This window comes from Ralstonia nicotianae, assembly GCF_018243235.1.
GTDB classification, from domain to species: Bacteria; Pseudomonadota; Gammaproteobacteria; order Burkholderiales; family Burkholderiaceae; genus Ralstonia; species Ralstonia nicotianae.
Genome location: NZ_CP046674.1, coordinates 1,684,574 through 1,701,602, shown reverse-complemented (window position 1 = coordinate 1,701,602; position 17,029 = coordinate 1,684,574). Strand labels below are relative to the sequence as shown.

Annotated in this window: 19 protein-coding genes and 2 tRNA genes; 9 read left to right on the top strand and 12 right to left on the bottom strand. The window is 65.8% G+C overall.

The annotated features are described in order from the left end of the window. Positions 1 to 150 precede the first annotated feature (150 nt). The gene (locus GO999_RS07900) at positions 151 to 654 is read left to right on the top strand and encodes a hypothetical protein (protein WP_011001564.1); all 504 of its coding nucleotides are present in this window, start codon (positions 151 to 153) and stop codon (positions 652 to 654) included. Between the two features lie 80 nt (positions 655 to 734). Here the strand turns inward: GO999_RS07900 and GO999_RS07895 are convergent, their stop codons facing one another. After that, on the bottom strand, positions 735 to 2,636 hold the full coding sequence (locus tag GO999_RS07895) for a potassium transporter Kup (protein WP_016721785.1): 1,902 nt from the start codon (positions 2,634 to 2,636) through the stop codon (positions 735 to 737). A gap of 385 nt (positions 2,637 to 3,021) precedes the next feature. On the opposite strand from GO999_RS07895, the gene GO999_RS07890 reads away from it, so the two are divergent. Beyond that, positions 3,022 to 3,264 (top strand): hypothetical protein, encoded by a 243-nt coding sequence (locus GO999_RS07890; RefSeq protein ID WP_011001562.1) that lies wholly within the window; start codon positions 3,022 to 3,024, stop codon positions 3,262 to 3,264. 9 nt (positions 3,265 to 3,273) lie between these two features. Here the strand turns inward: GO999_RS07890 and GO999_RS07885 are convergent, their stop codons facing one another. Further along, positions 3,274 to 4,308, bottom strand: coding sequence for a quinone-dependent dihydroorotate dehydrogenase (locus GO999_RS07885; RefSeq protein ID WP_211906722.1), 1,035 nt, complete (start codon positions 4,306 to 4,308; stop codon positions 3,274 to 3,276). Positions 4,309 to 4,544: 236 nt separating this feature from the next. Between GO999_RS07885 and GO999_RS07880 the strand changes: the two genes are divergently transcribed. The 5 genes from GO999_RS07880 (at position 4,545) to GO999_RS07860 (ending at position 7,043) form a co-directional block, all read left to right on the top strand. Then, positions 4,545 to 4,621: transfer RNA gene (locus tag GO999_RS07880), tRNA-Met, on the top strand. A gap of 68 nt (positions 4,622 to 4,689) precedes the next feature. After that, positions 4,690 to 4,766: transfer RNA gene (locus GO999_RS07875), tRNA-Met, on the top strand. 162 nt (positions 4,767 to 4,928) lie between these two features. After that, positions 4,929 to 5,516 carry an NUDIX hydrolase gene (locus GO999_RS07870; RefSeq protein WP_019718716.1) on the top strand — a complete coding sequence of 196 codons (588 nt, stop codon included), beginning with the start codon at positions 4,929 to 4,931 and terminating at the stop codon, positions 5,514 to 5,516. A 20-nt stretch (positions 5,517 to 5,536) separates the two neighbouring features. Beyond that, complete coding sequence (gene aat / locus GO999_RS07865) at positions 5,537 to 6,283, top strand: leucyl/phenylalanyl-tRNA--protein transferase (RefSeq protein ID WP_211906721.1); 747 nt, start codon at positions 5,537 to 5,539, stop codon at positions 6,281 to 6,283. Beyond that, complete coding sequence (locus GO999_RS07860; RefSeq protein WP_011001558.1) at positions 6,270 to 7,043, top strand: arginyltransferase; 774 nt, start codon at positions 6,270 to 6,272, stop codon at positions 7,041 to 7,043. The genes aat and GO999_RS07860 overlap by 14 nt, the downstream gene beginning before the upstream one ends. Positions 7,044 to 7,058: 15 nt before the next feature. On the opposite strand, the gene GO999_RS07855 is transcribed toward GO999_RS07860, so the two are convergent. From GO999_RS07855 to GO999_RS07835, 5 genes are all read right to left on the bottom strand, one after another. Then, positions 7,059 to 7,226: a hypothetical protein gene (locus tag GO999_RS07855; RefSeq protein ID WP_011001557.1), complete on the bottom strand. Its 168-nt coding sequence runs from the start codon at positions 7,224 to 7,226 to the stop codon at positions 7,059 to 7,061. A 16-nt stretch (positions 7,227 to 7,242) separates the two neighbouring features. Further along, positions 7,243 to 7,557 (bottom strand): TM2 domain-containing protein, encoded by a 315-nt coding sequence (locus GO999_RS07850; RefSeq protein ID WP_011001556.1) that lies wholly within the window; start codon positions 7,555 to 7,557, stop codon positions 7,243 to 7,245. Between the two features lie 66 nt (positions 7,558 to 7,623). Then, on the bottom strand, positions 7,624 to 7,905 hold the full coding sequence (locus GO999_RS07845) for a hypothetical protein (protein ID WP_111374620.1): 282 nt from the start codon (positions 7,903 to 7,905) through the stop codon (positions 7,624 to 7,626). After that, positions 7,902 to 9,311, bottom strand: a complete 1,410-nt coding sequence (locus GO999_RS07840) for a LutB/LldF family L-lactate oxidation iron-sulfur protein (protein ID WP_016721781.1) — start codon at positions 9,309 to 9,311, stop codon at positions 7,902 to 7,904. The genes GO999_RS07845 and GO999_RS07840 overlap by 4 nt, the downstream gene beginning before the upstream one ends. A 39-nt stretch (positions 9,312 to 9,350) precedes the next feature. Beyond that, on the bottom strand, positions 9,351 to 10,076 hold the full coding sequence (locus GO999_RS07835) for a (Fe-S)-binding protein (protein ID WP_011001553.1): 726 nt from the start codon (positions 10,074 to 10,076) through the stop codon (positions 9,351 to 9,353). Between the two features lie 239 nt (positions 10,077 to 10,315). Between GO999_RS07835 and GO999_RS07830 the strand changes: the two genes are divergently transcribed. After that, positions 10,316 to 11,116: an IclR family transcriptional regulator gene (locus GO999_RS07830; protein WP_011001552.1), complete on the top strand. Its 801-nt coding sequence runs from the start codon at positions 10,316 to 10,318 to the stop codon at positions 11,114 to 11,116. Between the two features lie 76 nt (positions 11,117 to 11,192). Here GO999_RS07830 and pbpG read toward each other — a convergent pair whose 3' ends face one another. The 5 genes from pbpG to GO999_RS07805 form a co-directional block, all read right to left on the bottom strand. Continuing rightward, positions 11,193 to 12,371 carry a D-alanyl-D-alanine endopeptidase gene (gene pbpG, locus GO999_RS07825; RefSeq protein ID WP_020832125.1) on the bottom strand — a complete coding sequence of 393 codons (1,179 nt, stop codon included), beginning with the start codon at positions 12,369 to 12,371 and terminating at the stop codon, positions 11,193 to 11,195. A 429-nt stretch (positions 12,372 to 12,800) separates the two neighbouring features. Next, positions 12,801 to 13,508, bottom strand: a complete 708-nt coding sequence (locus tag GO999_RS07820) for a nitroreductase (protein ID WP_011001550.1) — start codon at positions 13,506 to 13,508, stop codon at positions 12,801 to 12,803. A gap of 10 nt (positions 13,509 to 13,518) precedes the next feature. Continuing rightward, on the bottom strand, positions 13,519 to 13,962 hold the full coding sequence (locus GO999_RS07815) for an acyl-CoA thioesterase (protein ID WP_211906720.1): 444 nt from the start codon (positions 13,960 to 13,962) through the stop codon (positions 13,519 to 13,521). A gap of 55 nt (positions 13,963 to 14,017) precedes the next feature. Next, entirely contained in the window at positions 14,018 to 14,935 is a 918-nt protein-coding gene (locus GO999_RS07810; protein ID WP_028853098.1) for a DMT family transporter, read from the bottom strand. Continuing rightward, on the bottom strand, positions 14,932 to 15,903 hold the full coding sequence (locus tag GO999_RS07805) for a histone deacetylase family protein (RefSeq protein WP_016721776.1): 972 nt from the start codon (positions 15,901 to 15,903) through the stop codon (positions 14,932 to 14,934). The genes GO999_RS07810 and GO999_RS07805 overlap by 4 nt, the downstream gene beginning before the upstream one ends. 386 nt (positions 15,904 to 16,289) lie before the next feature. Here GO999_RS07805 and GO999_RS07800 point away from each other — a divergent pair, with 386 nt between their 5' ends. Further along, positions 16,290 to 16,871: a phasin family protein gene (locus GO999_RS07800; RefSeq protein ID WP_011001547.1), complete on the top strand. Its 582-nt coding sequence runs from the start codon at positions 16,290 to 16,292 to the stop codon at positions 16,869 to 16,871. Positions 16,872 to 17,029: the final 158 nt, after the last annotated feature.

The window sequence follows — 17,029 nt, the reverse complement described above, 5'->3', positions numbered from 1 at the left end:
CCCGGCGGGCTTTTTCATGGCGCCGATGTGCCCGTTACAAGTCCTTACGCGCCTGGAACTTTCCTAACACTCGCCCGTCATCACGCCGCCGCCCCGCCTCGTTAAGGGAAGACACAGGCACGCTGCGCCTGGCCCCACGAGGAGAACTCCATGAAGACGAGCCGCACCCTGATCGCCGCCCTGTTCGCCGTTGCCGGCACCGCTGCTTTCGCCCAGGCCACGCCGCCCGCGGCGCCGGTGTCGCCGGTCACGCAAGTGCAGCAGGACAACCAGCAGATCCGCCAGGACACGCACGACATCCGCCGCGACAACCGCGACATCCGCCAGGACAACCGCCAGATCCGCCAGGACCGTGCCGACATCGGCCGCGACAAGGCCACGCTTGCCGATGCGCGCGCCGAGCGCCAGGCCGACCAGCGCCGCGAGAACCGCGACCTGGCCAACGGCAACGTCAAGGGCGCCGACTACTGGAACCGGCAGCGCGCCCGGGAACAGCACCAAATCAACGCCGAGCGCCACGACCTGCACCAGGACCGCCAGCAGCTGCACAGCACCATCAAGGACCGCAACCACGACGTGCGTGATCGCAACCATGACGCGCACGCCCGCCGCGACGAAGTGCGCGAGCGCAACCAGGCCGCCTCGAAGATCTGAGCGCAGCGCACCCGCGCCGCCAAGCAAAACGGCCCGTGCATTCGATGCACGGGCCGTTTGTTCTTGCCGGAAGCGACGGGTCAGATCTCGACCTTGGTCCCCAGCTCCACCACGCGGTTGGCGGGGATATGGAAGAAGTCCGAAGGCTTGGCGCCGTTCTGATGCATCCACGCAAACAGCCGCTCGCGCCACATCGACATGCCCGGCAGCTTGGACGGCACCACCGATTCCCGCGCGATGAAGAACGACGTATCCATCAGTTCGCAGCGCGAGCCGATCTGCGGCTGGCCCAGCTCCAGCACACGATAGACGTCCGGCGTTTCCTTGAACCCATATTCCGCCTTGACGAGGTAGATGCCGCTGCCGAATTCGCGCACGGTCACGCGGCGCCTGTCGTCCACGTAGGGGATGTCGCGCGTGACGAAGCTGATGAAGATCACGCGCTCGTGCAGCACGCGGTTGTGCTTCAGGTTATGCAGCAGCGACACCGGCACGAAGTCGATATTGGCCGTCAGGAATACCGCGGTGCCCTCCACGCGGTGCGGCGGGTGCGCCAGCAGGCCGGCGAGGAACGGTTCGAGCGGAATGCCGTCTTCCAGGCTGCGTGCGCGCACCAGCTGGCGGCCCTTGTACCACGTCATCAGCAGGAAGAACACCGCGCCGCCCAGCATCAGCGGGAACCATCCGCCGTCGCGAATCTTCAGCAGGTTGGCCGAGAAGAACGCCATGTCGACCACCAGGAAACCCAGGCTCACCAGCGTCACTAGCACCGGATTCCAGCGCCAGACCGAGCGCATCACCACCGCGGCCAGTACGGTCGTGATGACCATCGTGGTGGTCACGGCGATGCCGTAGGCGGCGGCCAGGTTGTCGGACTTCTTGAACGCCAGCACCACGCTGATCACCAGGATCAGCAGCATCCAGTTCACCACCGGCACGTAAATCTGGCCGATCTCGGCTTCCGACGTATAGCGGATGCGCATGCGCGGCACAAAGCCCAGCTGGATGGCCTGGCTCGTCAGCGAGAAGGCGCCGGAGATCACCGCCTGCGATGCGATCACCGTGGCCGCCGCCGCCAGCACCACCATCGGCAACTGCAGCGCTTCGGGCACGGCGCGGTAGAACGGGTTTTCAACCGTGCTCGGGTCGGTCAGCAGCATCGCTCCCTGGCCGAAATAGTTCAGCAGCAGGCTCGGCGCCACGATGAAGAACCAGCCCCAGCGGATCGGCCGCGCACCGAAGTGCCCCATGTCGGCATACAGCGCCTCGGCGCCGGTCAGCACCAGGAACACCGAGCCCAGCACGACGAACGCCTGCAGCGCATGCTCATGCAGGAACGCAATCGCGTACACCGGGTTGACGGCCACCAGGATCTGCGGCGCCTTCATCAGATTGACCAGGCCCAGCGCGGCCAGCGCGGCGAACCAGACCAGCATCACGGGCCCGAACAGCTTGCCCACCACCGACGTGCCCCCGCGCTGGATCAGGAACAGCGCCGCCAGGATCACCACCGTGATCGGCAGCACGAACGGAGACAGCGACGGTGCGGCAATCTCCAGGCCCTCCATGGCCGAAAGCACCGAGATGGCCGGCGTGATGACGGCATCGCCGTAGAACATGCAGGCGCCGAACACGCCCAGCATGGTCAGCAGCGCCATCCGCTTGGACTGCTTGTTCGCGGTGCGCAGCGACAGCGCCATCAGCGCGAGGATGCCGCCTTCGCCGTTGTTGTCGGCGCGCATGACGAACAGCACGTACTTGAGCGACACCACGATCACCATCGCCCAGAACAGCATGGAGATGATGCCCAGCACCGCGGCGGTGGAAAACGGAATGCCGTGCTCGGGACTGAAGCACTCCTTGAGCGCGTACAGCGGACTGGTGCCGATGTCGCCGAACACCACGCCCACGGCGCCGACCACCATGGCGCGCAGGTTCACGTTGGATTGCGAGGATCCCGTTGCTGTAAGAGCTTGACTCATGCCTTGTCGTCGGCCGCGACTGCCGGCCGCTTGAAAATCGTGCAATGCACAATGAGGCGCGATTGTACTCTTGGGCCCTCGCTCGCCAACCCCTCGAACGCCTGTCCGTTGCCCTGCCGCATCACACAAAACGGCGCCGGGCAACGCGCTTGCCGTGGCACCTTTTTACTGCCTGAGCAAGCAAGAAATTGGCACCTGGGCACCTGAAACTGCCGTGAACGCATGCAGACCGGACCTCGTGCCATCCGCTATGCTGTACCGCACAGATCCCGGCGTAGGACCCTCACGGACAGAACTTTGTAGGAAAATGGCCGACAAATATGAATTGCAAACTTTCGCTGCAGCGGCGCCTGACGGCCGCCCGGCGAATCCACCAGGACCCGCCTTGCCCTATTCCACCCTCCGCGCCTCGGGACGTGCCCAGACTTCACTGGTCGCACTGATCGCGCTGCTGGCCGTGGCCGCGCTGCTGCTGGCCATTCCGCGCGTGATCCTGCCCTGGGCGCAATCGTCCGCATCGCCGCATTTCGATCCCGCGCTGTGGGCCGACTATGCCGGCCCATACGACTTCGCCGCCGCCGTGGTGGCGGTCAGCGCGGTCGTCATCTATCTGCTCCGGCGCCGATAGCGCATCGGCTCAGCGTGCCAGGGCGCGCGCGCACTCGGCCACCAGGCCCGGGCCGCGGTAGATCAGCCCCGTGTAGAGCTGCACCAGCTGCGCGCCGGCGTCGATCTTCTCCCGGGCATGCTCCCCGGCCAGGATGCCGCCCACGCCGATGATGGGCACCGCATCGCCCAGCAGACCGCGCAGCGCGCGGATGACGCGCGTCGAGCCCTCCCGCACGGGCTGCCCCGACAGCCCGCCCGCCTCCTCCGCATGCGGCAGGCCGGCCACGGCTTCGCGGCGGATCGTGGTGTTGGTGGCGATCACGCCGTCCATCCGATGGCGCAGCAATGCGTCGCCAATATTGGCGATCTGCTCATCGTCCAGGTCCGGCGCGATCTTCAGCACCACCGGCACGTAGCGCTTGTGCTGGTCGGCCAAGCGCTGCTGCGCCCCGCGCAGCGTGCCGAGCAGGCTATCCAGTTCGCTCGCGCCTTGCAGCTGGCGCAGGTTCTTGGTGTTCGGCGACGAGATATTGACCGTCACATAGCTGGCGTACGGGTAGACACGCTCCAGGCAGTGCAGGTAGTCGTCGACGGCGCGCTCGATCGGCGTGTCGGCGTTCTTGCCGATGTTCAGGCCCAGCACGCCGCCCGCCTCGCGCCACTTCGACGCCTGCACATTGCGGATGAACGCATCGACGCCACCGTTGTTGAAGCCCATGCGATTGATCAGCGCACTCGCCGCCGGCAGCCGGAACATGCGCGGCCGCGGATTGCCCGGCTGCGCGCGCGGCGTCACGGTGCCCACTTCGATGAAGCCGAAGCCGAGCGCGCCCAGCGCATCGATGTAGGCGCCGTCCTTGTCCAGGCCCGCCGCCAGCCCGACCGGGTTCGGGAACGCGATGCCCATCACCGTGCGGGGCTGCGGCGCCACGCGCGCGCCGATGCAGCCCGACAGCCCCAGCGCATGCGCGCGCTTGAGCTGGTTCAGCGTGAAGTGGTGCGCGTCTTCGGGGTCCATCGAAAACAGCAGCGGGCGGGCAAGCGGATACAGGGCGTTGAGCACGATCGTGAAAACGTAGGAAGGCGAAAGGCCGCATTGTAAACGGACGGCGTCGCCGGACGAGCGCGCGCATCTGACAGCGCACCCGAACATCGCGGACGCAGGCTGGTCTAAGAATCAGGTGCAGCCTGCTCTCGCAGGAAGCATCAGCCACACGTCCCGCCCCATCATGAAGCGGGATGAATCAAAAAAGTGTTGCATCACAGCAAGGACTCCGATAAAGTCTCGTTTTCGACGGACGCGGGGTGGAGCAGTCTGGCAGCTCGTCGGGCTCATAACCCGAAGGTCGCAGGTTCAAATCCTGCCCCCGCAACCACAAAGCAGTCGAATGGCTCGCTCCAAGACCTGAGCCATCACAAATAAAGTAGTCTTGTTTTCGACGGACGCGGGGTGGAGCAGTCTGGCAGCTCGTCGGGCTCATAACCCGAAGGTCGCAGGTTCAAATCCTGCCCCCGCAACCACAAAGCAGTCGAACGGCTCGCTCCAAGACCTGAGCCAACAGCAAGCAAAGCCCGCACAAGCGGGCTTTTTGCTTTTCTGCGCATGCCAAGCACCGCCGCCCCAGGGCCGGGAACCGGGTCGGCTCGGTGATACACTGAAGCATTCCATCTGCGGATGCGTCCATGAAATTCTGTTCCAACTGCGGTCAGCCGGTCGTCTCCCGCATTCCCGCCGGAGACAACCGCCTGCGCGACGTCTGTGACCACTGCAATACGATTCACTACGTGAATCCGCGCAACGTGGTCGGCACCGTGCCCGTGTGGAACGATCAGATCCTGCTGTGCAAGCGCGCCATCGAACCACGCTATGGCTTCTGGACGCTGCCCGCGGGCTTCATGGAGATCGGTGAAACCACCGCCCAGGCAGCCTCGCGCGAGACGCTGGAGGAGGCCGGCGCCCGCGTCGAGATCGGCGAACTCTTCTCGGTACTCAACGTGCCGCACGTTCACCAGGTCCACCTGTTCTATCTGGCCAGGCTGACCAACCTCGACTTTGCCCCCGGCGAGGAAAGCCTGGAGGTCGCGCTGTACAACGAGGCCGACATTCCCTGGGACGACCTCGCCTTCCCGACCGTCATCCACACGCTGCGCTGCTTCTTCGCCGATCGCGCCGCCGGCCGCCTGACCGACAACAGCTTCCGCCTGCATACGCTGGATATCGACAAGCCGATGCGCCCGGTCGCAATCGACTCGCCCGCGACCACGCCCTGAATCGGACCATCGCGCGCACCATGATCGCCTGGTTGGATCCGCACGATCCCTTCCCGCCCGTCGATCGCGCGCTCGGCCCCGACTCGGAGGCGCCGGGCCTGCTGGCCGCGAGCGCGGACCTATCGCCGCAGCGGCTCCTGATCGCGTACCGGCAAGGCATCTTTCCGTGGTACGCCCAGGGCCAGCCGGTGCTGTGGTGGAGCACTGACCCCCGCATGGTGCTGCGGCCGGAGGACTTCCGAGTCTCGACCACGTTCCGCAAGACGCTGCGGCGCGTGCTCGACGACCCGACCTGGGAGATCCGCATCGATCACGCCTTTCGCGACGTGATGGTCGACTGCGCCACCACCGCCCGCCCCGGCCAGCACGGCACCTGGATCACCGAAGACGTCATCCAGGCCTATACCGCCCTGCACCGCCGCGGCTACGCGCACAGCGTGGAAACCTGGCATGGGGGCCGGCGCGTCGGCGGCCTGTACGGCGTTGCGCTGGGCCACATGTTCTACGGCGAATCGATGTTCGCGCACCGCACCGATGCCTCGAAGATCGCGCTGGCGGCGCTGTGCGCCTTCCTCGGCAGCCGGGGCGTCGCGATGATAGACTGCCAGCAGGAAACCGAGCACCTGGCTTCGCTGGGCGGTGCGCCGGTGCCGCGCGCGGCGTTTCTCGCCCACGTGCGCGAAGCGGCCAGCGCACCGGCCATCGTGCCATGGCACTTCGACAAATCCGTGCTTCGCCGGTGGACCGGCCGCAATGAGCAAGCTTAAGGAACTCCCACTCTCGGCACTGCAGTTCTATGCCACCGCGCCTTACGCGTGCAGCTACCTCGAAGGGCGGCTGGCGCGTTCGCAGGTCGCCACGCCCGCGCACCTGATCAATGCCGACGTCTATTCCAAGCTCGTGCGGGCCGGTTTCCGGCGCAGCGGCATCTTCACCTACCGCCCCCATTGCGACGACTGCCATGCCTGCACACCGTGCCGTGTGGTCGTCGCTCCGTTCGTACCGTCGCGTGCGCAGCGCCGCGCGGCCGAGCGGCACCAGTCGCTCGAAGCCCTGGTGGCCCCGCTGACCTACGTCGAAGAACATTACCAGCTGTACCTGCTCTACCAGTCCGTGCGCCACGCGGGCGGCGGCATGGACCACGACAGCCGCGACCAGTACGAGCAGTTCCTGCTGCAGAGCCGCGTGAATTCGCGGCTGGTGGAATTCCGCGAGCCCCCCGAGTCGGAATCGGCCGGACGGCTGCGCATGGTCAGCATGATCGACGTGCTGGAAGATGGCCTGTCGTCGGTCTACACCTTCTATGATCCGCTCGAACGCAAGGCCAGCTACGGTACATACAACGTGCTGTGGCAGATCGCCCAGGCGCAGGCGCTGGAACTGCCCTACGTCTACCTCGGCTACTGGATCGAGCAGAGCCGCAAGATGGCCTACAAGGCACAGTTCCAGCCGCTCGAGTTGCTGGTGAACGGCGAATGGCGGCGCTTCGAGGACGTGGCGCCGGCTGCCGCCAGACCGGCGGAATAGCCACCGGAACCGGCATCAGCGCGAGGTGCGCTCCACGCCGACATCGACCACCCCGTAGGTGCTGATGCCGGAACTCTGGCTGTAGGCCTCACGCGAAGTCGTGCAGCCCGTCAGGCCCACGCCGACACAGGCCAGGCCCGCCATCCACAGCGCGGCTCGCGCGCACCATGTCTTCAAGTGCATGGCATCCGTGCTCCAATCAAGAGGCAGCCGACAGCCGCTCGGCAAGCATCGTGTTATATGCGCGGACCATGCCGGGAATCAGGAACAGGTCCACCAGCACCCACAGCCCGCCAAGCACGCCGAGCACCCAACCCGCCGTATTGCCGCTATCCAGGATCACCAGCCATGTACCGCCGACATTGGCGATGGCCTGGGCGACGGCACTCCCGACCCGGTTCACATAGAAGCGATGCGCCCCCAGGAACCCCAGGAGGAACCACCACAGGAACGCGACACCCGCGCTTTTCTTGTGGGCGTCGTAGAGCATGATTTCGCGAGCGGTTTCGTTCATGGCAGGACGTCAGGTCAATGTGCATCAGACCACGGCAAGATGGCCACGTTCCGGGTCTTGCATCGATTACATCCGGGCGAGCGCCGCCTCGGCCTTGTCGAGCCACGACCGCAGCTCGGCAAGCAGCGTGGCGGGCGAAAAGGAGCAGCTCTCTTCGCCGAACGCCGCGGCCATGTCGAGCCGCTGCAGCAATGCGCGACGCACCTGATCGTAGGCCGGCGGCAGCACGGCGAGCGGCGCCAGTGCGGCATCGTCGCGCCAATGCTTGAGCAGGCGCGGCAGATCGGGCGAGCGCGCATGCTGCCCGAGTGCCTCGCGCAGGACTTGCAGGGATTCGGCGGCGGTCATGTGCGTGCCCGCTTCTCGCGGTACAGCTCGCGAAAGGTCTTGCCGACAGGGGCCGGCATGTCGCGCGTATCGGTCCAGCCCTTGCCGACGGGCAGCGAGCGGATCAGTTTCCTGTCGCCGCCCATCCAGCGCAGCACGCGTGCGGCCACCCGGCTCCCGGCCGCATACAGTGCCGGCCGACGGGCCATGAAGCCCCACAGGCGCAGGCCGAGGCGCTCGGACGGCGGCCGTAGCTCGCGCTCCATCTGTTTCTCCCGCAGCGTGCGCAGCAGGTCCGACAGCGGAATCGACGCGGGGCAGACCCGGTTGCACTCACCGCACAGCGTGGCGGCCTGCGGCAGATCGATCGCATTGGACAGGCCGACGTAGCTCGGCGTCAGCACGCTGCCCATCGGCCCGGGATACACCCAGCCGTACGCGTGCCCGCCGATCTTCTGGTACACCGGGCAATGGTTCATGCAGGCGCCGCAGCGGATGCAGCGCAGCATCTCCTGGAACTCGCCGCCGATCAGCCCGCTGCGGCCACCATCGACGATCACGAAGTACATGTGCTCGGGGCCATCCTGCTCGCCCGCGGCGCGCGGCCCGGTCAGCAGCGAAAAGTAGTTCGAGATCGCCTGCCCGGTCGCCGACCGCGGCAGCAGGCGCATCACCGTAGCCAGATCCTCGAGCGTGGGCAGCACCTTCTCGATGCCCGTCACGGCCACATGCACGCGCGGCATTACGGTGCACATGCCCTCGTTGCCCTCGTTGGTGACGAGCGCCACCGACCCCGTCTCGGCGATGATGAAGTTGCCGCCGGTCACGCCCATGTCGGCGGACAGGAATTCCGGGCGCAGCACCTCGCGCGCCTCGCGGGTCATCTGCGGGATGTCGGTCAGGCGCGGCCGGTTGTGCGTTTTGGCGAAGAGGTCGGCGATCTCCTCCTTGTCCTTGTGCACCACCGGCGCGATGATGTGCGACGGCGGCTCGCTGTCGTTGATCTGCAGGATGTATTCGCCGAGATCGGTCTCGATGCTCTGCACGCCCATCTCGCCGAGCACCTGGTTCAGGCGCATCTCCTCGGTCACCATCGACTTGCTCTTGATGACCTTCCTGACGCCATGCCGACGAGCGATCTCGGCCACCAGCCGGGCGGCATCCGTCGTGGTTTCCGCAAACAGCACCCTGGCGCCCCGCCGCGTCGCTTCGGCTTCGAAGGTGGCCAGCCAGACGTCGAGGTTCTCCAGCGCGCGGTCGCGGCGCGCCTTGAGCGCCTCGCGCGTGGCCGCGAAGTCGATCTCCTGGATGGCCGCCGCACGCGCGGTGACGAACTTGGTCGAGAGCTTGGTGAGGTTCTGCTGCAGGCGCTTGTCGGCGAGCTTCTGCCCCGCCCGCGCCTTGAATTCCATGCTGTGCACTTGCATGCGGTTGCGTCTCCGTCGTGTTCCGTGCGGCGCGGCGGGTCAGGCGTCGCCGGCCAGGACCTGTGCGATATGCAGTACGCGTGTCTGCGTGTCGCCGGTGCGGCGCAGGCGGCCTTCGATATTGAGCATGCAGCCTAGGTCGCCGAGCACCACGGCATCGGCGCCGCTGGCCCGGATGTTGGCGCATTTCTCGTCGGCGATGGCCGTGGAGATGTCGCCATACTTGATCGAGAACGTCCCGCCGAAGCCGCAGCACGCCTCGCAGGCCGGCATCTCGGTCAGCCTGACGCCCGGCAGCTTGGCGAGCAGGTCGCGCGGCTGCGTCTTCACGCCCAGCTCGCGCAGGCCCGAACAGGCATCGTGGTAGGTCACATGCCCCTGGAATGCGGAATCGAGCGAGGCGATGCCCGCTACGCTGACGAGAAAGTCGGTCAGCTCGTACACGCGCGGCGCCAGGCGCTCGTAGCGCCCCGCGAGTTCGGGATCGTCGCGGAAGAGATCGGCGTAGTGCTTGCGGATCATGCCGCCGCACGAGCCCGACGGGACGACGACATAGTCGAACTGTTCGAACTCCTTGAGTGTCTTTTCGGCCAGATCGCGCGCCAGCGGACGATCGCCCGAGTTGTAGGCGGGCTGGCCGCAGCACGTCTGTGCCGGCGGCACCACCACCTCGCAACCAGCCTTCTCCAGCAGCTTGAGCACCGAGAAACCGATATCGGGCCGCATCAGGTCAACCAGGCAGGTCACGAAGAGGCCAACGCGCATGGGGAGAGTCTCTTATGGTTCTCGTCAAGCCGCCATTATGCGCCGGATGCCCACCCACCACGGCTTTCGCGGCACGGAACGTCTTCATGCCGCCGGTGAGTGCGCTTCACGATGCCGTGCCCGGCGTTGCGAAACCGGACCGAGCACGCCTTCGAAAAAGCCGGGAATCCTGCATCGGGAGGGTGCGCATTTTCACATCGTGGGATAGAATTTTGCATCGCATTCCACCCCCTGCACCCATGGCAGAAGCAGACAAGGAGCCCGGCAAGACATCCATCCAGGTCATCGAGCGCATGATGCTGCTGCTCGATGCGCTGGCGGGGCATGCCGACCCCGTCAGCCTGAAAGCATTGTCCGCCAGCACCGGCCTGCACCCGTCCACGGCCCACCGCATTCTCAACGACATGGTGGCCTGCCGCTTCGTCGATCGCTCCGACCCCGGCAGCTATCGCCTCGGCATGCGCCTGCTGGAGCTCGGCAACCTGGTCAAGGCACGGCTGTCCGTGCGCGAAGCCGCGCTGGCGCCGATGCGTGCCCTGCACCGCCTCACCGGCCAGACCGTCAATCTATCGGTACGCCAGGGCGACGAGATCGTCTATATCGAACGCGCCTACAGCGAGCGCTCGGGCATGCAAGTGGTGCGCGCTATCGGCGGCCGTGCGCCACTGCATCTGACGTCGGTCGGCAAGCTGTTCCTGGCCGCGGACGAGATCGGCCGCGTGCGGGCGTATGCCACGCGCACCGGCCTGTCCGGTCACACCCGCACGTCGATCACCGACCTGCCCAAGCTGGAGCGTGAACTGAGCTGGGTCCGTACCAACGGCTATGCGCGCGACAACGAAGAACTGGAGCTGGGCGTGCGCTGCATCGCCGCCGGCATCTACGACGACTCGCGCCACCTGGTGGCGGGGCTGTCGCTGTCGGCGCCGGCGGACCGCCTGCAAGACAGCTGGCTCGACAACCTGAAAGACACCGCCCTGCAGATCTCCAAGGGCATGGGATTCATCCCCGAGGAACAGCCGGTGCTGCGCGCGGAATGATCCGACGCGCGCGTCGCCCAACAAAAAAGCGCGTCATGGACGCGCTTTTTTGTTGGGACCGAAACAGACACAACGATCAGGTACCGTGCGTCTGCTCGGAAGCCAGCACCGTCGCCGGCTGCGACACCGGTACGTTGCGCAGCGGTGCGGCAGCCTGCGTTGCCGCTTGCGCCTCGCCATGCGGGGCGCGCTCGAGCCAGTTGCGCACGCGCACGGCGTCGGCAAAACGTGTCAGGTTGCCCGCGGAATCCAGGAACACCATCACCACATTGCGGCCGTGCACATTGGCCTGCATCACCAGGCAGCGGCCGGCTTCGTTGATGAAGCCGGTCTTCTGCAGGCCGATGTCCCACTCGCCGCCGCGCACGAGGCGGTTGGTGTTGACGTAGTGCAGCGTGCGGCCGTTGGCGTTGACGGTGTGCTCGGCGGTGGTGGTGAACTGGCGGATCAGGGGCACCTTGTAGGCAGCCATGACGATCTTGGCCAGGTCCATCGCGCTGGAGACATTGCTGCTCGACAGGCCGTTCGAATCGACATAGTGCGTGTCGGTCATGCCCAGTTCGTGCGCCTTGCGGTTCATCGCGGCAACGAAAGCGGGGCGACCGCCCGGATAGCTACGGCCCAGCGCCGAGGCGGCACGGTTTTCCGACGACATCAGTGCCAGCAGCAGCAGGTCTTCGCGCGTGAGCATCGTGCCGTAGCGCAGGCGCGAGCCGGTATTGCGCTCGAAGTCGCGGTCGTCTTCGGTGATCTCCAGCAACTCGTCCATCGGCTGGTGGGCATCCGTCACGACCAGCGCGGTCATCAGCTTGGTGATCGAAGCGATCGGCAGCACGGCCGAGGCATTCTTCTGGAACAGGACGTCGCCGGAACCCTGGTCCATCACCAGCGCCACCGACGAGCGCAGCGCCAGCGCATCCGGCGTGGCGCGCAGGCCCATCGCCTCGCCGAGCGTCGGCGCGGCCGGCACGTACGCGGCGCGCATCGGGCGGGCACCGCGCTCAACCAGGATCACATGGCGCTTGCCCCTCACGGTCACGACCTTGCGGATCTTGGCGCCGGCACCATCATCGGCGGCGGCCTGCGTCGAGGCTTTGCGGATCTTGCTCTTGGACTTGCCGGATTTCTTGGCGGAAGCGGAAGCCTTGTCGGCCGCAACGGCATGGGACGAGGCAACGGAGGCGGCGGTGAACGCGACGGTCATCAGCGAAACGAGGCCGATGCGCCTGAAAAATGAGGAAACAGACCGTGACATGATTCGATCACCCGCGCGTGAGATGGCGCAAGTGTAGGCAAAAACAAAATTCTTAGCAAGATGAAGGACTTAGCTCACGGCCTTAAAGTTTGACCTTGCGAGCCTTATCATTCGGACATTATTTCGACGCAATTCCCTGCTAGCGGAAGGCGCGAATCGCTGAAAAAGTTGCGCAAAAGGCACTTTCAAAAAAGTGCCGGACGGCAACGTTAGCCCTCCATCCGGGGACGCTTTGCCGGCCACTCGGGCCCGGCATCGATGGCGACCATCATGGTTGCCAAGCGCCCGAACACTTCCCCGTCGTGCTGTCAATCAGACAAGCTGACTGCCTGATGTCAGTCTAACGATACAAAGCGGATTCTGTTGACATATCTCAATGACTTTTCGGACTCAATTCGAGCTTTGGCACCGACGTGCGCACGCGAAACCTCATTCGAGAAAGCGGGTGAACTCGGCGACAGGCGCACGCTCGGTGACGAGTGTGTTCTCGATCGCATCCGGGTCCGCATAGCCCATCGACATGCCGCACACGACCATCTCTTCCGGCGGCATCGACAACTGCCCGGCAATGATGCGGTGAAATTGCGTGAACGCCGCCTGCGGGCAGGTATCGATGCCGCGGGCCCGCGCCGCCACCATCACGGCTTCGAGGAACATGCCGTAGTCGAGCCAACTGCCCTGCTCCATCACGCGATCGATGGCGAAGATGAGGCCGACCGGCGCATCGAAGAAGCGGAAGTTGCGCGCGTGCTGGGCACGCATGCGCGCCTTCTCCGCGCGACCGATGCCGAGCAGGCCGTAGAGATCCCATCCCACCTTGCGGCGGCGGCTCTGGTACGGATCGACCCAGGTGCGCGGATAGTACGGGTATTCCTCGCGGTGCAGCGTGTCCGCATCCGGCTGGTCGTAGGCCTCGCCGATGGCCTCGGACAGGCGTGCCTTGGATTCGCCCGTCAGCACATAGACCCGCCACGGCTGCGTATTGCTGCCCGACGGCGCGCGCCGCGCCACATCGAGGATCGCTTCGATGTCCGCGCGGGCCACCGGCCTCGGCAGGAACGCGCGGATGGAACGGCGCGACGTGACGGCGCGGTCGACCCGCTCGACTTCGTCCGGACTCGGATGACGATCATTCATGACTGGGCAATCAGGCGGCGACGCTGGCGACAAGCGGATCGAGCGCGGCGCGCAGCGCGGGCGGCAGCGGCACCGGCCGGCGCGTCTGCCGGTCCACATAGACGTGGATGAAATGCCCTTGCGCGGCCGCCTCGCGCGCCTCGCCGCCGAACAGGCCGACCTCGTAGCGCTCGCTGGTGTGGCCCAGCCGCGCCACGCGCAGGCCCGCGGTGACCCGATCGGGAAACGACAGCGGCGCGAAATAGTTGCACTGGCTTTCGACGACCAGGCCGATGGTCTCGCCGACCGTCGGGTCCAGCACGCCCTGCCCGATCAGGTAGGCATTCACCACGGTGTCGAAGTCGCTGTAGTAGACGACGTTGTTGACGTGGCCGTAGATGTCGTTGTCCATCCAGCGGGTGGTGACCGCTTGGAAATGGCGGTAGTCGTCGCGCGTCTGTCGGGGCATGCTCATGCTGGCGGGCGAGCCATGGACGGCATGGGAAATGCTGCGAGGATACGCCAGCCGATCATCTGCGGATGACCAGCGCCACGCCGCATGCGGCGATCACCATGCCCAGCGCCGCCAGCGGCGGAAAGCGCTCACCGAACAACGCCCAGGCCATCGCGGCGGTCGTGGGCGGCGTCAGGTACAGCAGCGAAGTCACCTTGGTCGCGGCCCCCTGGCGGATCAGCATGAACAGCAACGAGATCGCGCCGATCGACAAAGCCAGCACCGACCACACCAGCGCACCGATCATCGGGCCGGTCCACTGCACCGCGCGCGTCTCGAAGGCGAACATGAACGGCAAGCACAGCAGCGCCGACGCGCCGAACTGGATGCATGCACCCATCCGCAGGTCGAACACCGGGCAGAAGCGCTTCTGGTACAGCGTACCGGCCGTGATCGACAGCAGCGCCCCCACGCAGAAGCCCAGCGTCGTCACGTTGACGCCCGCCAGGTGCAGCTTGTTGGCCACCACCAGCCCGACCCCGGCGATGCCGAACAGCAAGCCCAGCCATTGGCGCGGTGACACGCGCTCGCCGCGCATCGAGACGTAGAGCGCGGTCAGGATCGGCTGCATGCCGACGATCAGCGCGCTCATGCCGGCCGGCATGCCGAGCTTGATCGCCTCCCACACGCCGCCGAGGTAGCCCCATTGCATCAGCACGCCCGCCACGGCCAGGTGGCCGATGGTCCGCCAGTCGACCGCGTCCGCGCCGGCGCGACGCGGCAGCGGCACGCGCGCGACCCACACCAGCGGCAGCAGGCACACCAGCACGCCAACGAAGCGCAGGAACAGGAAGGTGATCGGCTCCGCATATGGCATGCCGAACTTGGCCACGACAAAACCCGTGCTCCAGATCAGCACGAACAACCACGGCATGGCAGCCACGAACAGGGAATCAAGGGCCGGCATGCGTGCGGCCGAATACGCTTGGGTCATGCGGAAAGCGGCAAAGAAGAGGAAGAGACCGACGTGGCAGCCTCCCCGGCAGCCCAGCGGGCGGCATGCAGGGCCGCCAGCGCAATGGTCTGTGCGTGGACGGCCACGGTGTCGTCGATGTTGTTGCCGTAGCCGCCCGCCATGGTAACGGCAATCGGAATCCGCCGCAGGAAGGCGAAATCGAAGACCTGCCGGTCACGCCGGGCCAGGCCGTCCATGGTCAGCCTGAGGCGGCCGAGACGGTCGCCCTCATGCGGATCGGCGCCGGCGAGATAGATGATCAGGCGCGGTGCAAAACGCGCGGCCAGGGTGTCGAGCGCGCCCGCCAGCGCCTCCAGATAAGCCGCATCGCCGCAGCCGTCCGGCAGACCGACATCCAGGTCGGAGGCTTCCTTGCGGAACGGGTAATTCTTTTCACCGTGCACCGACAGCGTAAACACCGAAGCATCGTCGCGCAGAATCGAAGCCGTGCCGTTGCCCTGATGCACGTCCAGGTCGACGATGGCGACGGGGAAGTGCTCCGGTGTCCGGCCCGGCCGGCGCTGCATCCAGCGCGAGGCGATGGCCGCGTCATTGAAGACGCAGAAGCCACCGCCCTTGTCCGCGTATGCGTGATGCGTGCCGCCGGCCAGGTTGACCGCGATGCCATCGGCCATGGCGGCCTCGCATGCCGCCATGGTCGCCCCGGCGGAACGGCGACTGCGCTCCACCATTTCCGGCGACCACGGAAAGCCGATCTCGCGCTGCCTCGCCGGATCCAGCCTGCCGGCGCCGACGGCACTGACGTAGTCTGGCGCATGGGCCAGCAGCAGCGCGTCGTCCCCGGCACGCGGCGCCTCGTGCATGACGAGTCCGGGCACCTCGGCCAAGGCGCGTTCGCGCAGCAGGCTGTATTTGCGCATCGGAAACCGATGACCCGGCGGCAGCGGAAGGACGAAGTGATCGGTATAGAAGGCCTGCATGAGCATGCTTGATCGCACTGCAGCGAAAAATTGGCGGACGGCAGAATCGTAACCTAGGCTATTGCAACGTTTTTCTGTAGCTGGCGCGGCCTGAAAGCAGCCCCCGGGCCGAGCACCGCACAAAGCGGCGCACGCATTGGCTACAAAAGCTGCGCCAAACGGTTGGCGGCGCAATTCTTGGGCACGAAAAGTCCGCGAATTTTGATTTTTGTGCAACGCACAAAAACAGCTTGACACCCCGCTACCGCTCAACAACAATGAGTTTGTTGCGATGCACCATCCCAAGCATCGCAATGTCGCCTGGAAGGCTCGACGCTGACCGTCATGCTTTGTACATCCGGGCGAATTATTTTTGATTCCCCGTCCACCCTTGATTGCATTGGAGAGACAACATGCTGACTCAGGAACAGATCGCTGCGGCGCAGAAGGCCAACCTCGAGACCTTTTTCGGCCTGACCAACAAAGCGTTTGAAGGCGTCGAAAAGCTGGTCGAATTGAACCTGCAAGTCGTCAAAGCGACCCTGGCCGAGAACGTCGAACACAGCAAGAAGGCGCTGTCCGCCAAGGACGCACAGGAGCTGCTGGCCGTGCACACCGCTGCCGTGCAGCCGCTGGCCGAGAAGGTCCTGGCTTACAACCGTCACCTGTACGAAATCTTCTCGGATACCCAAACCGAGTTCGGCAAGGTCGCCGAGACCCAGATCGCCGAAGGTAGCCGCAAGCTGCAAGCGCTGATCGACAATGTCTCGAAGAACGCGCCGGCTGGCTCCGAGTCCGCCGTGGCGCTGGTGAAGTCGGCTCTGTCGGCTGCCAACAACGCCTACGACTCGGTGCAGAAGGCCACCAAGCAAGCGGTGGAACTGGCAGAAAGCAACTTCCACGCTGCGGCCAACGCCGCCAGCAAGGCAACGGCCCAGGCTGCCGCCCAAGCGCGCGCTGCCACCAACAAGAAGAGCACGAACGCCGCGGCCTAATCGGCTCCGGTTGCTTGCCGCTTGAGCGGGCCTCCTTCGGGAGGCCCGTTTTCGTTGGATCGCCGCTTGAGTGCCCCGCCCTCCCGAGCCCGGCCCGGAGGTCAATTGCGCTGTTCGCGCACAGTTGCGGGAACCGAACGGCGGGTCGGCGGGTCCAT